The following is a 14539-nucleotide window of genomic DNA, read 5'->3' as shown; positions in this document are numbered from 1 at the left end:
ATAGTCATGTTATCCTTTGCTATTGAGGGAATAATTATGCAAGCCCCGCCTTCCAGGCTTCCCTGTTCAATTCACCATTCACCGCAGCAGCAGCCAGCGCGCCCGATGCGGCGGCAGCTATGGATTGATGCATCATGGTGGCGGCATCCCCGGCGGCATATATCCCGGGCACGCTGGTCTGGCCGGACTCGCCGACTTCAACGATTCCCTGCTCGGATATCCGGCAGCCCAGGGAATGCGGCAGATCCGTTCCCGGAGCCAGCTCGGGCCTAAAGAAGATGCCGGTACACGGAATTTCTGTTCCATCCATCAGCTTCACATGGTTAACCATACCCTCACTGGATGAAATCTCGCGGATCGGAGTATCGAATAACGGGATATCATGAGCACGTAATTCCTCACGTTCCGCTTCTGTGAGCTCATCGGGTCCATTCGTGCAGACCGCGAATTGCTTTGTCCACCCATATAACAATGGCGCAAGATGCATGAGCGCAGCCCCTCTGCTAATGACCGCCAGCGGCTGATCCCTTAATTCCCAGCCATCGCAATACGGGCAGACAAAAGCGCTCTTCCCGTAGACCTCACTTAGTCCCGGAATATCCAGCCTGCGGTCCTTCATGCCTGCGGCGAATAGCAGCTTCCTGCTGGAGATCTTAAGCCCTGAAGCGGTCTCCAGCAGGAAGGCCCCGTCCTCTCCGGTAACGGACACAACTGTATCTTCAAGGTGTGAGACCGACGGATAAGCGCCAAGCTGTTCTATGGCAATCCGCCGGAGTTCAAACGGAGCAATCCCGTCCCGGGTCAGGAAGCCATGCGCTTCCCGGGTGACCGCATTACGCGGACGCCCGGCATCTATAACAATCGTCCGTTTGCGTGCCCGGCCCAGCATCAGCGCAGCATTAAGCCCGGCGGGGCCTCCTCCGATAATTACTGCGTCTGCATTTGCTGCATCTGTATTAACTACATTTGCGGCATCATTATTTTTCAGATTCTTCATTTGTAATTCCTCCCTGTGGTTGGTTTGAGTGGTTGGTGTCTGGTGTGGCGGTGACGGCAGGTCGATTTGCGGACATTAGAGATTTCTGTAGTCCGTGAATATCACAAAAAAATAGACACCGCATCTGCATCGCTCACCTGCGTCGCCAATCTGTATTGCACAACTGCATCGACCAATCTGCATCGTCCAATCTACATCGCCAATCTGCAATGTACATCAGCATCGCCCTTATTAAGGACTATGCGTGTCTATAATAACTTTGAATTTGAATGATGTCAATTGTGGCGCTTCCTGGCGCTTATTAAGCCTTATTCAAACAGATGCTTATGCTGATTGAAAAATTGATAGAAAGATTGTACATTCTCCAGCTCATACCACTCCCTGTCTGCAAGGGACTGGCAGTGCCCATTGCGCTTGGATAGCGTATTAGACTGGGATGTGTATGCTTGCGGGAGAGCACTTAGTTGGATTTTCTCCACTTCCTGAGGAACGTATGGGCCATGCTGGGGAAACAATTGGAAAAATGGCACTTAAATAATCACTCGTTACCTTAAACGGCCCAATCCGTAAGCAGCAGTTGCTATTTTTCCACTTGTTTCAGGACATTTCGCAGAAAGAGGGAAATTAAGATACGTTTCTCTTAAGCCCCCTAATCAAAGTGGAGACCTTGACATGTAAGAGGTACACTAAGAAGAGGGAGTGGAGCCGATGAGAAGCAACAAGTTGTACGACGAACAGCGGATCAAAGTAGCCCAAGAAGCGATCCATGGAACCAAGATTTCCTTCCTCGCCCGAAAGTACTCCGTCTCACCCAGCACGATTTCCAATTGGGTGAAGTTCTACAAGGAACGGTTTGGAGAAGAGGCTACCCCGTCCGTTCAGGAACGGATTGAAGATGCGGAGCGTGTCCAAGACCTGGAGACGAAGATGGAGACGGCCATTAAGCTACTGGGCGAAAAGGATTTGGAGATCGAACTGCTGCGTGAACTCCTAAAAAAAGCCAACCCCGCTTACAAGACAGACTCGAACTGGCCAACGAAACGATAAAGCGGGGGTATACGGTGACATTGGTGCTACGGATTATAGAGGTTCAACCCTCCACCTACTATGCCCATAAAAAACGTCTCTCGGGGCTTCTAGGCGGCCCTGCTGCAATAACGACGTCGGGCCGTCCGATCCCCTCCTATTCCCTCACCACTGGTGGTCTGCGGGTGAGTGACCTACAGATCGAGGAATGGCTGAGTGAGCTGGTGGAGGGAGAGGAGAACGGCTATGGCTACCGGAACCTCGCCTACGCCCTGTGGGTCCAGCAGGGCTTAATTCTCAACCACAAGAAGGCATATCGGCTGTGCAAGAAACTCGGGCTGCTTCAGAAAAAGCCGGTAAAGAACGTAAAATACCCTCGGCACCTGGCACGAAATCGAGTGGTCACCGGCCCCAACCAACTCTGGCAGATTGACATTAAATATGGATATGTTCATGGCTACGACCGCTTCTTTTTTATCTTTGATATGATTGATGTGTTTGACCGCTGCATTGTTGGCTACCACGTGGGAGCGAGTTGTACAGCCAAGCAAGTCTGTGCCACGTTAAGAGAGGCTCTAGACAGGCGTTTGCAGCCTGGAGACCCCTCTCCGGTCATCCGTTCGGATAACGGCCCGCAATTCTTAAGTGACGTCTTTGGCGAGTTGTGTGCGGAAACACAGCGTCCGCTGGAGCATGAACGAATTCCTCCAAAAACGCCGAATATGAACGCCTACATTGAGTCATTTCATAGCATTTTGGAGAGAGATTTGTATGCAAAAAGGTACTTTGAAACGTTTGAAGAAGCCTATGAAGCAGTCGCAGCCTATATTGAATTTTACAACGAGCGCCGTTTTCATGGCAGTTTGCAGCGTTTGAGCCCCAAGCAATACCAAGCCGCATGGAAAGCGGGCAAGCTAAAACCGATAGAAATAACGCTGTAAACGAGAAACTGCGAAAACACGAGTTTTTAGCAGAATGTCTCCACAATTAGGGGGCCGAACCGGTTTATCCATTTGTTGGCGGCAGGCCAGATTTGGTTTAATCAAATCCGCCTTGTTCGCGCTGGTATTCACCTTCCGTAAGCCGTACAAGGCTGTAAATAACCGATAATCTCCATCTTGCCGCCGATTCTAGACTGAAGCTCACTAATCCTACATTCCTTTGCCGCAAAAATCACCGCTGTCGCCGGCCCCCCGGATGCCTGTAGCTTATCCGCTATTCCAGGCACCGGCTGGAAGCCACAGCCGTTCAACTCTGCGAGAAGCTCCGCTTCATACCCGGCTCCCTTAGAGCCAACCGGGTGAATATCATGGACCTCCGGCGCAGCTGCCAAAAGCTGAAGCTGCCCGAGGGTACACTGGCTTGCTTCCTGCACCAGCACTGCACTTCCGACCAGCGGTTCGCCCAGCATCACGATACAGTCTCCGCCCTGTGAACACCCCAGCTTCAGCTGCTCCTCCTCAGCCTCACCGATCACAGTGATTCCGATACCGGTCTGGCAGGTCACGAAATTATCCTCGGTGCTGCCGTTCACATGGGCGGTAGTCAGTCCGGCTTCCTGAAGCAGCTTGTGGATGCCCCGGATAATCTCATTCCCTGTAGGCTCCTTCTCTACCGCCAGGGTATCGATGACTGTTAAAATCTCCGCTCCCACAGACAGGACCTCCATCACTGCAACTCTGGCAGCATAATAGCCTGCAACAGCCGGGGGTGTCTGCACCACATCCATCGGCTTGTTGCCGATGCTGGCACTGGAATCGCAGCCGACGACCAGCAAGCGCCCTCCCTCTCTTCGTACTATGGTCAGATCACGGATTCGCTGGACTTGCGGTTTCATATGTTTGATCCTCCTGTATCTTTTTCATTCCCGTTCCTGAGTACTGCCCGGAATTCGCTCGGCGGCATGCCTGTAGCTTTGCGGAATTGCTTGGAGAAATACAAGGCGTCATTGAAGCCGACGGAAGAGGCCACTTGTTCAATCGTCAGCGTGCTGCCTAGCAGCTCTCTGGCCTTGTCCATTCTGATTCTAAGCAGGAACTGCTTGGGCGACAGGCCGGTCCGCTGCTTGAATGCCTTGGATAAATGAACCCGGTGATAGCCGAGTGAGGATGCGAGGTGATCGATGCTGATCTGCTGATGGTATTGCAGTGTAATCCAGCGGATCGCCTGGTCGATCTGCCGGTCGATCATCTCCGGCATCCCGGACGGATTCGGCGGCAAGGCGCTTAGATTATCGCGTCCGAATTGGTGCAGCAGCAGCCGTGCCCAGCCCGATGCTTCCAGACTCTCCAGCCGCGGATAAGCGGATTGCTTGAACGCAAGCCTGATATGTTCATATAAGCTATGCAGCTCAGCGGCGTTACCGCCGCCGGAACGGATAAAGGGCTGGTCCTTCGTAATCCCGACCGCTCTAAGGAGATCCAGTACCCCAATGCCCTGCAAGGCAACCCATGCATAATGCCAGGGATTATCGAGGTCGGCCTTATAGCTGAATAATGAGCCGGGGATAATCACGAAGGTATCTCCCGCCCGGCACTCCGCCGTGAACGTCCCGCACTCGAACAGGCCGCCGCCCTCCAGAACGGTATGTATTAAGTAGAAATCATGTACGGACGGTCCTATGGTGTGTCCGGGAAGCGGTCTCCCCTCGCCGCTGAACAGCACTGACAAATCCTGCTCCTCCGGTATGAGGTTAATGGCCAGAGTGAACTCGTAATGATCCGGATTCATGCAACATTCCTCCATATCTATCTTGTCTTTCTCCATAGGCGGTCCTTCGGTTCTATTCTATAGTGATTATAGAAGAAACAAGCGAAAAAAGCTTCTGAAATCTTATATTCCACAACCCACAGGAGGCCAGACTCTTATGTCTAAAGTTACATTTATCGGTGCCGGAAGTACAGTATTCGCCAAAAACGTACTCGGAGATATCATGGCTACACCCGCTTTGCAAGGCTTCGAGCTTGCCCTATATGATATCGATCTGCAGCGTCTGAATGACTCTGCCAGCATGCTCCAGAATCTGAAGAAAAGCAGCGGCAGCACTTGTACCGTCAATACCTATACTGACCGCAAGGAAGCGCTGCGCGGGGCCAAATATGTGGTGAACGCCATTCAGGTCGGCGGGTACGATCCTTGTACGATTACTGATTTTGAGATCCCCAAGAAATATGGCTTGCGCCAGACGATCGCTGACACTGTAGGTATTGGCGGCATCTTCCGCAACCTGCGGACCATTCCGGTAATGCTGGATTTCGCGGCGGATATCCGTGAGGTCTGCCCGGATGCGCTGTTCCTGAACTATACGAACCCGATGGCTGTTCTGACGAACGTCATGAACACTTACGGCGGGGTGAATACCATTGGACTCTGCCACAGCGTGCAGCAGTGTATTCCTGGCTTATTCGACCACCTCGGCATTGACAAGACAGGGGTTCAAGCCAAAATCGCCGGCATCAACCACATGGCCTGGCTGCTTGAAGTCACCAAAGACGGCGAGGACCTGTACCCGGAGATCAAACGGCGTGCGTCCGAGAAGCAGCTGGAGTCTCACTACGACATGGTCCGCTACGAGATGATGCTGAAATTCGGCTACTATATTACGGAATCCTCCGAGCATAATGCCGAATACCATCCGTACTTCATCAAAAGAAACTATCCCGAGCTGATCGAACGCTTCCAGATTCCGCTGGACGAATATCCGCGCCGCTGCGTGGAACAGATTAAGCAGTGGGAGCAGATGCGCGGGGAACTGGTGAACAATCAGGAGCTGAAGCATGAGCGTTCCCATGAATATGCCTCATACATCCTGGAAGCCATGGAGACGGATGTGCCGTTCAAAATCGGCGGCAATGTGATGAACACGGGGCTGATTACCAATCTGCCGAGAGAAGCCTGTGTCGAGGTGCCTTGTCTGGTGGACAGAAGCGGCGTAACGCCAACCTTCGTAGGTGATCTGCCGCCGCAGTGCGCAGCGCTCAACCGGACCAACATCAACACCCAGCTCCTGACTATCGAAGCCGCCATGACGCGCAAGAAGGACCATATCTACCACGCCGCCATGCTGGACCCGCACACCGCCGCGGAGCTGTCAATGGACGACATTGTCAGCATGTGCGACGATCTGATCGCAGCTCATGGTGACTGGCTGCCGAAGTATCAATAAATCTTCAATAACAAAGGCAGCAATCCTCCATAACAGGAGAATTGCTGCCTTATATTTTTGAACCGCGCCCGCTTGCTGAATCGTCTCTATTTCACATAAATTCGGATTTGATCAGGTGCTGTTCTGGCAAGAACACGGTACCCTTCTGTAGAGGCGGTCGCCACTCCACTCGCACCTGGAAGACAATATCCATTCACCTGACAGGTTCCATCATCCCGGACAAGGAGCTTGCCCATGGTTCCTACAGCCACCCATTCCGGGCGATCGATCCGTGGCACATAGGCTTGAGACGGCTTGTATTGAGGATTGAGAACGGCCGCGCTCACAGAATATGCAGGCGCCAGAACATTATCCTCGCTGTCTCTCACCGCCTCAACTTCCCGGTCTTCATATCTAACCCTGCCCCATTCATCCCTTTCGTATTTGCCTTTCCAGTTCAAGGGGCTTGCATCTCCAAGGACAGAGGGGGTAGCACTCACTACCCCCAAGATATATTTGTCTGCTGGCGTTGCTTTTCTTACCCGCTCCCCATCCGTGGTCACAAAATAGCCCGGTTCGATCGGCAATCCATCCACCGTCTCAAACATTTCGGCATAGTCTGCCCCAAAATTCATTACCGTGCCTTTAAGGTATAAATTTCCGGTAGACCCCTGAAGCACAGCAGCCAGGTCAGGGGTGGATGGAGTACCATTGGCTAAATGCCAAGAAGCAGGATACAGTGTTTCACCAAAAGCACCCATAATGTGAGCTTCAGTGTGTTCTGGAAGAACAACCGTGCTGTTCCCTTCAGCATGAGAGTTCTGAGCACCTGCAATTGTAGACAAACCTTCTGCGTGGGAAAAGTTTCCATTCGCCTCAGTGAAGGAACCTTCAGCATGAGAACTAAGCCCATTTGCCTGAGTTGAGAAGCCTTCTGCATGGGCAGCAGGGCCAGCAGCTACTGTCAGGAAGCCTTCTGAGTGGGAGTATTCACCACTTGCAGTACTCTGATTGCCTTCCGCATGAGAAGCTACACCCGAAGCAGTCGTCTGAGCACCCTCAGCGTGAGATTGAGTCCCTGAAGCAACAGTTAAACCTCCCTCAGCGTGGGCAGCATCGTTGATTGCAAAGGTCCTGTAACCTTCCGCATGTGAGGCCGGTCCTGATGCAAGGGCCCCATTCCCTTCGGCATGGGCCGTGTCCAATGCTGCAATGGTCTGGTAGCCTTCAGCATGAGCCGCAGAAGCGCTGGCTGTGGTCTGGTACCCCTCAGCATGGGAAGCAAACCCGCTAGCGGTAGTGGAGTTCCCCTCTGCATGTGAGCAAGATCCGGAAGCATTCTGATTGCATCCTTCATCTGCCATAAGCCATTCCTCCTAATATTGTGGTTTTTATGGTCCTACCCTACACAATATTGCGGACTTGATGGAATGGACACGGCATGTCTCCCGGGTACAAAATATTATTTGTCATGGATGCCTGGAATGCCTCTTGTTCAACCCAACGTAAGCCATCTCCGGTTATGATGCTCCTGCACCTCAACCGGGGTATCGAAGAAATCGCTGAGCACCTCTGACTTCAGGCACTCCGTCGTCTCGTCAGCTTTATAGATTTCCCCATTCTTAACCAGCAGGGTATGGGTGAAACAGGGAGTAATCTCCTCGATATGATGGGTCACATAGAGCAAGGTGGGGCCGTCTTCCTGCTTGGTGATCTTCTCGATCATCTGCAGCAACTGCTCCCGCGCAAAAATATCCAGTCCCGTACAAGGCTCGTCCAAGATGAGCAGATCAGGATTTGCAATGAGCGCCCGTGCGATAAGAATCTTCTGGCGTTGTCCCTGTGATAAGGTATCATAAGTTCGTGTGGCCAGGGCCGAGCAATCCAGGAACTCCAGCAGCTCCTCTGCCTGCTTCAGGTCCGCTTCTTCTGTCTTGTCGTACAGTCCGATCGTGGCGAATTTGCCGCTCAGAATGATGTTCAGCGCCGTCTGATGGCCGTACAGCTTCTGCTGCAATGAGGTGCTGACCCAGCCGATCCGCTTGCGCAGCTCCCTCAGGTCCACATCGCCGAAGCGATGGCCCAGCACCTCCACCTGTCCCTGGGTCGGCCAGATGTAGCCGTTCACGACGTTCAGCATGGTTGTCTTGCCTGATCCGTTCAGACCAACAATGCACCAGTGCTGTCCCTCATGTACCTGCCAATTCATATCATGCAGAATCATTGTCTGCTCACGCCGCCATGATACCCGTTCAAGCGATATAATCATATTCCAGTGTTCCCCCTTGCCTCGCAATAGTCTTCAATGAAATATTATAGCAGCTCAACATATCCTGCGCTTCCATCTACCCGAATGCGTTGCCCGTCCTGAATCCGCCGGGTGGCATGTTCAACACCCACCACTGCGGGCAAGCCGTATTCGCGTGCGATCACTGCCCCGTGCGTCATCAGCCCGCCGACCTCGGTAACCAGCCCTTTAATGGAGACGAACAACGGTGTCCAACTGGGGTCTGTATACGAGGTAACCAGAATATCTCCTTCCTCCAGGTCTGCCTCCTCCATGTTAAGGATGACCCGCGCCCGGCCCTCAATCACTCCTGTAGATACAGGCAGACCGGCCAGAGCGTTGGGCGGGAGATCCTCCCGTCTGTACCGGCCGGACAGGATTTCACCCTCTGATGTGATGACACGCGGCGGCGTAAGCTTTTCGGCTAATTTGAATTCGTCCTTGCGCTTCTTGATCAGCTCATCATCGAATACAGCAGTGCGGTCGGCCTCGTACAATTCCTCGAACTGCAGATAGAAAATATCTTCCTTGTCATGGATACTGCCTGCTTGCACGAGCCGCTCCGCTTCCTTCATCATCGCCTGTTTGTAGACCAGGTAGCGGCTGACCATCCCGTATTTCGGATATTCACGATACCCGATATAATTACGGAGCAGCTCGATCCGTTGTCTGGTTTCCCGCACCTTGTCTTCGCCATCCGGCAACAACCGCAAGCGTTCGATAATCCCCTTCTCCTTCTCCCGTGCTTCCTTAAGCCCCTGCCGGAACTTCTGTCTGCCGGCCCCCGGCGCAAACTGCCTGATATTGCTGAGAATCATAGGAATCAGAATCGCCGGATTCTCACTCCAGCGGGTTCGGGTGATATCGATCTCCCCCGTACAGCGCATTCCGTATTTACCGAGATACTCTATCAGCGCAGCATAGGCAGCTTGCCCGCCTTCTATTGGAAGGAGTCCGGTCAGGAAATCCCCGTCATGTGCGTGCTGCTGCAAATAATCGATTACCTGCGGACAAAGACGGATCACATCAGCCACATCAAGCAGCGCAAGACCCATGGCCGAGGTAATATTGTTGTCCACCGATTGCGATAAGGTATCTGCTGCGTTGATTTCGCCGAGCCATTCCTTCAAGTGCTCATTCAGCCAGGCTGAAGCAGCCATGGCAGCCATGAACACCGCCGTACTGCGCGGATCGAACAACAGCCGCTTAAGTTCCTTAATATCCTCCCGGATAAAATCCAACAGTGCTGCGCCGGATTTCCCCTGGATGACCTGCTTCAGTTCTTCTACGGAGGCTTCGTTATTCTTAATCAGCTCAGTAACAATGGCCGGATCGGAACTGAGGGGGTCCTGATCCTCTGGGACCGGCTTGCCTGGCTTGTTTGCAGCGGGACCAGGTACGGGAGTAGGCGCTGACTGCATTTGGATGAAATCCTCCCGCTCAAGGATCGTCAGCAGCGCGTCTTTGACTAAGGGATCAGACTTCCCAAGCGTATCAATAATCGTCTGTCTGGCGGGTGAAGCCAAATATGCGGTCACATCAACGAACAGTCTTGCACCGGCCACACGCATAGGGGCAGGAGTAACCATCAGATGAAAAGACAAGCCCAGCGGCTTCATCGCGTCTGTCATCATTTGCCCATGGCCCACAGAAATATACGCGCGGTTCTCCGAGTCCCCGGAATCAGGGATCGGGTATAATGTAGTAATTGGCCGGCTCTGGACGATATAGAAGGTGTTATCGGCCATGCACCATTCGATATCCTGCGGGGCCCCGAAGCTCGCTTCAATGTGCCTCCCAATCCGGGCGAGCTGCACAATCTGCGGTTCCGTAAGCGTCTGTGCTTCCTGCTGTACGGGGTTAAGTTGCCGGATTTCTGTACCGCCTCCGGGTAACGCGTAGACTGCGAGCTTTTTGGAGGAAATCCGCTGCTCCACGATATTCTCATCCCGCACCTTATAGACATCTGCAGATACGATGCCCGAGACGAGCGCTTCACCCAAACCATACCCGGCGTCGATCGACAGCAGCTTGCGGTTGTTCGTGACGGGATCGGCGGTGAACAGAATGCCTGAGGCCTGCGGGAAGACCATCTGCTGCACAATGACAGACAGATACACCTGTCTGTGATCATAGCCTTGCTGCTTCCGGTAGATTACCGCACGATCTGTGAACAGCGACGCCCAGCATTTGCGGATATGCTCCAGAATGGCGTCCAGGCCCACAATATTTAAGAATGTATCCTGTTGACCGGCAAAAGAGGCCTGCGGCAGATCCTCTGCCGTTGCACTGGAGCGCACGGCATACGCCTGATCGTCTCCATGCCGGGATAACTGCTGCTTCACTGCTACTGCAACTTCGGGCGGAATCCCGGATTCTTCAATCGTCTGACGGATCGCTCTGCTGAGGTCCATGAGTTGCGCCATATCTTGGTCTTCGGCTTGCATCTCCGTTAACCGCTCCAGCAAAGCATGATACGCTTCATTATGCAGGGTAGCTTCCTGATACCCCTCGGTAGTCACACAGAATCCGTCTGGCACATGAATGCCCTCCATTTGGGACAGTCTGCCCAGATTCAGCCCCTTCCCGCCCACCAGCCGCAGCGGTGCATTGTCCAATTCCTTAAGCTCCAGAATCAGTGATCCCATTCCAATCTCCCCTAACTTGTGAAGTAGAACCCGTAAACCGTAAATAAACTCGGCGGAAAAATAAATTGACACCCTCATGGTTGCATGTTATGATTGTAATATACGATGTCTTATTTATGTTCTCAATCAAAAAATAGTCGCAGTTTATTATATCATCGTGCACATATAGATTCAATAAGAAAGAACCCGGGCGCGAATGTCCGGGTTCTTTTTTGAAAATATAAGAATGTATTTGTTTCACGCTATACATTATCCTTCTATTTCTCGCCGAAACGGTACCGTCCTTCAAAAGGACAGCAATGCCGTTTACACTTGCAGATAGCTATGTTGTGGAACTCCCCTTGCAGAGCCTAGTTATTTCGTCCGTAGTAGAGCTTCAGGTTCGTTACATCTACCAGGTATAAGGTGTCAATGCCCTTCGGACTGCGGTCTACCGCCAGCCGTTCAACCGGGATACCCGGTGCAAGCGGGCTCTCTGTCCAGCCTCCGCCGGTATTCACTGCCATGAACGCCCGGGCCTCTCCACTGCTTCGGACATAATAGATTCTGGCGGCTGTATCGGTCCAGGTCACATCGATCGCCGCGTTGGTAGGAGCAGCGTTATAGACGGTCTGCAAGTTCCAGCCTCCTGTACCGTAAGTGGCCTGCTTCACAGCAAAGCTTGTGCTGCCCTCCTCACGATAACGGTAAGCGATCACCGGACGGCCCGCTGAATCAAGCGTCATCTTGGCGCTCTGTACGCCCGGACCGCCGGGGTCACTGCCGCTCTGCACATAGGCTTCGCTTGGAGCCATAGGCTGCACAATATCCGCCGTAGTCAGGGAGACCGGAGCTGCAACCGGAGTACCGTCTGCTTTGCTGAACACACCCGTGGACGGGTTGTACTTCAGGTAAGACAATTGATGGCGCAGCGGGCTGGCGGCGAAGTACGCCCACTCGAACAAGATATGCAGATCGCCGTTCGCATCAAAGACCAGGTCATCCGGATAGACAGAACGGTTCAGGTGCGCTGCAATGATTTTGACCTGAGTCCATACGGAATCGGCATTGTTCCAGCGCAGCAGAACGGCCTCTCTTTTGCCGGCCGGGTCTTTGTCAGCGCGTACCAGTAAATACAGATCTCCATTCGGAGCTGTCGTCACTACCGGATAGGTTATCATCATGCCTGCGGGCAGCTCGGCCGAGTGGTTCTGCGGAATCCCGCCTACAGTATCTGAGCGGTAATAGCGCCAGGCATTGCTGTGCATGGAAGCAAAAACGTGGAACCGCCCGCTCCCGTCCCTCGCCATAGAAGGCTGGTTATGCCCGAGATCGTCCAGATATTCCGCAGGGGTTGTCCCATCCATGAGCGGAAGCTTGCTCCATAGCCCATCGTTGTCTCTTCTTGCAATAGCTACCGTATGCTTACCGGGAATCGACCCCGGGGCGTTATAGGCCATATAGGCATACTCATAGCCAAGCCCGTAAGTGGCAATAGGAGACCACCATCCCGCCTGATTGCTGGAATCCATCGGAAAAGGCACCTCCTCCAGCACAGCCGCCGCGCTCCCCGCCCCCGCAGGTAGTATAGTCAGCAGCATCGTCATAATTAGAGCAAGTATCCAGTGTTTGATCTGCTTCAACGATTACACCTCCTTCATCTCTTCGCCTTCCGTACATAAATAGATACTGTGTAGCAATGTAAACGCATACGGATTTCTCCGGCCCCGCCTCCCTGTACTAGCAAATATCCTGGTATTCGCGAGCTTAGTCCTAATGTGACATGTGCTACTGTACGCTAGTTGCTAGTGTTACTGGCCCAAGAATAGCATGCTGCTTAAAGGATTGTTACTGTACTATTGCAAGATTGCTGTAACAAGGGGCTTGTATCGTAATAGCTGCACCAAGCTGCATGAATGCCCACTCTCTTTTACTCTTCGCTTAATTTTAGCGGCATCCGGCGTAGGGAGGTGCACTATGGACTCCTGTCAAGAAAGTAGACAGCAACTACATCGTTTTTCGCTTAAATGTGGCTGCAAACTGAACCGGAGAAACGTAACCGAGCGCCCCATGGATTCGTTTGCGGTTGTAGAAAAATTCAATGTACTGGAAAATGGCATCATACGCCTGTTGCTTCGTTTTAAATCGATTCCAGTACACCAACTCTTTTTTTAAGAGGCTGTGAAAAGATTCGATACAGGCGTTATCATAACAGTTCCCTTTGCGGCTCATGCTTGCGGTCATCTGGTACGTCTTTAGGCGTTCCCGGTAGTCTTCAGAGGCGTACTGGGAGCCTCGATCCGAATGGTGAATTAAGCCCTTCCCGGGGCGTTTGGCCTTGTAGGCAGCGTCCAGAGCGCCTTGTACGAGGTCAGTGGTCATCCGGTCGCTAAGCCGCCAGCCGACAATCTCCCGGGTACACAGGTCCAGCACACTCGCCAAGTACATTCGTCCTTCCCGGCAGGGAATGTAGGTGATATCCGCCACCCACGTCTGGTTCGGCTTTTCCGTGTGAAATTGCTGGTTTAACAGGTTGGGGGCAATGGGTAACGGATGGTTGGAGTCGGTGGTGCATACGCGAAATCTCTTTGCGACACAAGAGCGCAGACCCAGTTCTTTCATATACTTGCCTACAGTGCGTTCACTGACCTGGTGCCCTTCACGCTCTAGGAGAACCTTGATTTTGGGGCTGCCATAGCGACCCTTAGAGTCATGAAAATGATAGGCAATCCGCTTCAGCAACAAGGCTTTGCGGCTGGCTTGAGGGCTGGGCTTTGCTGTTCTCCATTTGTAGTACCCGCTCCGGGACACCTGAAAGACATTGCACATCTTCTCCACGCGGAACTCGGAGCGATGATCTTCAATAAACTGAAATCTCAGTTCTTTGGATTGCTGAAGATGTGCACGGCTTTTTTTAGGATTGCCATCTCCTCTGTCAGCTCTGCGAGTTGTTGCTCCCGCTCCTTCAGTTGACGTTCCAGCTCTCTGTATTTGTCTGGAGTAACGATGGGCTCATTCTCAAACTGCCGGTACTGTCCTAGCCATTTATGCAACGTTTTGGCGGGGACATCCAGTTCCAGGGCCAGTTCCGCCACCGTTTTCGTCTGCTCCTGGATGTACTTGACGGTCTGTCTTTTGTATTCTTCATTGTAGCTTCTCCGTGTTCCACTCATGGGGACACCTCCTCGTTAAACTTATTATCTCTATTCTCTTAACGGGTGTCCACGGTTAACACTAACAGCACTAGTGCTCCTTATTTGCTCGTTTTGCCCGTATCCGGTAAATTCGGGTGCACTAGTGCACTATATTTGCCCGACTGGCCCGCATTCACTGAATTCAGGAGCACTTGTGCTCCTCATTTACGATTGCCGCCTACATTCGCTTAATTCAGGGGCACTAATGCTCCTCATGGCTCTCCCTCAACAAGACTTTGCCCACTAACCTTCGGGTTCAACCGA

At 52.6% G+C, this 14539-nt stretch carries 12 protein-coding genes; 3 read left to right on the top strand and 9 right to left on the bottom strand.

Going from position 1 to position 14539, the window contains the following annotated elements; genetic code table 11:
* Positions 1–34 precede the first annotated feature (34 nt).
* Positions 35–997: an NAD(P)/FAD-dependent oxidoreductase gene (locus NST43_RS14280; RefSeq protein WP_339225002.1), complete on the bottom strand. Its 963-nt coding sequence runs from the start codon at positions 995–997 to the stop codon at positions 35–37.
* Between the two features lie 708 nt (positions 998–1705).
* Between NST43_RS14280 and NST43_RS14275 the strand changes: the two genes are divergently transcribed.
* Positions 1706–2044 carry a transposase gene (locus NST43_RS14275; protein WP_209994905.1) on the top strand — a complete coding sequence of 113 codons (339 nt, stop codon included), beginning with the start codon at positions 1706–1708 and terminating at the stop codon, positions 2042–2044.
* Between the two features lie 14 nt (positions 2045–2058).
* Positions 2059–2964 (top strand): IS3 family transposase, encoded by a 906-nt coding sequence (locus NST43_RS14270; protein WP_209994904.1) that lies wholly within the window; start codon positions 2059–2061, stop codon positions 2962–2964.
* Positions 2965–3092: 128 nt separating this feature from the next.
* Here the strand turns inward: NST43_RS14270 and NST43_RS14265 are convergent, their stop codons facing one another.
* Both NST43_RS14265 and NST43_RS14260 read right to left on the bottom strand, forming a co-directional pair.
* The gene (locus tag NST43_RS14265; protein WP_339225001.1) at positions 3093–3860 is read right to left on the bottom strand and encodes an AIR synthase related protein; all 768 of its coding nucleotides are present in this window, start codon (positions 3858–3860) and stop codon (positions 3093–3095) included.
* Positions 3857–4753: an AraC family transcriptional regulator gene (locus NST43_RS14260; protein WP_339225000.1), complete on the bottom strand. Its 897-nt coding sequence runs from the start codon at positions 4751–4753 to the stop codon at positions 3857–3859. The genes NST43_RS14265 and NST43_RS14260 overlap by 4 nt, the downstream gene beginning before the upstream one ends.
* A gap of 136 nt (positions 4754–4889) precedes the next feature.
* On the opposite strand from NST43_RS14260, the gene NST43_RS14255 reads away from it, so the two are divergent.
* On the top strand, positions 4890–6188 hold the full coding sequence (locus tag NST43_RS14255; protein WP_209990599.1) for an alpha-glucosidase/alpha-galactosidase: 1299 nt from the start codon (positions 4890–4892) through the stop codon (positions 6186–6188).
* 86 nt (positions 6189–6274) lie between these two features.
* On the opposite strand, the gene NST43_RS14250 is transcribed toward NST43_RS14255, so the two are convergent.
* The 6 genes from NST43_RS14250 to NST43_RS14225 all read right to left on the bottom strand — a co-directional run bounded on the left by NST43_RS14250 (position 6275) and on the right by NST43_RS14225 (position 14254).
* On the bottom strand, positions 6275–7531 hold the full coding sequence (locus tag NST43_RS14250) for a peptidase G2 autoproteolytic cleavage domain-containing protein (protein ID WP_339224999.1): 1257 nt from the start codon (positions 7529–7531) through the stop codon (positions 6275–6277).
* 131 nt (positions 7532–7662) lie between these two features.
* Entirely contained in the window at positions 7663–8436 is a 774-nt protein-coding gene (locus NST43_RS14245; protein WP_339224998.1) for an ABC transporter ATP-binding protein, read from the bottom strand.
* 44 nt (positions 8437–8480) lie between these two features.
* Positions 8481–11102, bottom strand: coding sequence for a phosphoenolpyruvate synthase (gene ppsA, locus NST43_RS14240; RefSeq protein WP_339224997.1), 2622 nt, complete (start codon positions 11100–11102; stop codon positions 8481–8483).
* Positions 11103–11452: 350 nt separating this feature from the next.
* Entirely contained in the window at positions 11453–12724 is a 1272-nt protein-coding gene (locus NST43_RS14235) for a BNR-4 repeat-containing protein (protein ID WP_339224996.1), read from the bottom strand.
* Between the two features lie 364 nt (positions 12725–13088).
* Positions 13089–13946, bottom strand: coding sequence for an IS3 family transposase (locus NST43_RS14230; protein ID WP_339225375.1), 858 nt, complete (start codon positions 13944–13946; stop codon positions 13089–13091).
* Positions 13947–13957: 11 nt separating this feature from the next.
* Positions 13958–14254, bottom strand: coding sequence for a transposase (locus NST43_RS14225; protein WP_339223802.1), 297 nt, complete (start codon positions 14252–14254; stop codon positions 13958–13960).
* Positions 14255–14539 lie beyond the last annotated feature (285 nt).

The sequence above is a fragment of the Paenibacillus sp. FSL H8-0332 genome (assembly GCF_037963835.1).
GTDB lineage: Bacteria > Bacillota > Bacilli > Paenibacillales > Paenibacillaceae > Paenibacillus_AQ > Paenibacillus_AQ rhizoplanae.
Note: the sequence above shows the minus strand (reverse complement) of the source record. Positions and strands in the feature narration are given on the sequence as shown.

Bases quoted from the DNA above. Each gene is read 5' to 3' on its own strand.
- NST43_RS14280 (WP_339225002.1), bottom strand. From the start codon at position 997: ATGAAGAATCTGAAAAATAATGATGCCGCAAATGTAGTTAATACAGAT.
- NST43_RS14275 (WP_209994905.1), top strand. From the start codon at position 1,706: ATGAGAAGCAACAAGTTGTACGACGAACAGCGGATCAAAGTAGCCCAA.
- NST43_RS14265 (WP_339225001.1), bottom strand. From the start codon at position 3,860: ATGAAACCGCAAGTCCAGCGAATCCGTGATCTGACCATAGTACGAAGA.
- NST43_RS14260 (WP_339225000.1), bottom strand. From the start codon at position 4,753: ATGAATCCGGATCATTACGAGTTCACTCTGGCCATTAACCTCATACCG.
- NST43_RS14255 (WP_209990599.1), top strand. From the start codon at position 4,890: ATGTCTAAAGTTACATTTATCGGTGCCGGAAGTACAGTATTCGCCAAA.
- NST43_RS14250 (WP_339224999.1), bottom strand. From the start codon at position 7,531: ATGGCAGATGAAGGATGCAATCAGAATGCTTCCGGATCTTGCTCACAT.
- NST43_RS14245 (WP_339224998.1), bottom strand. From the start codon at position 8,436: ATGATTATATCGCTTGAACGGGTATCATGGCGGCGTGAGCAGACAATG.
- ppsA (WP_339224997.1), bottom strand. From the start codon at position 11,102: ATGGGATCACTGATTCTGGAGCTTAAGGAATTGGACAATGCACCGCTG.
- NST43_RS14225 (WP_339223802.1), bottom strand. From the start codon at position 14,254: ATGAGTGGAACACGGAGAAGCTACAATGAAGAATACAAAAGACAGACC.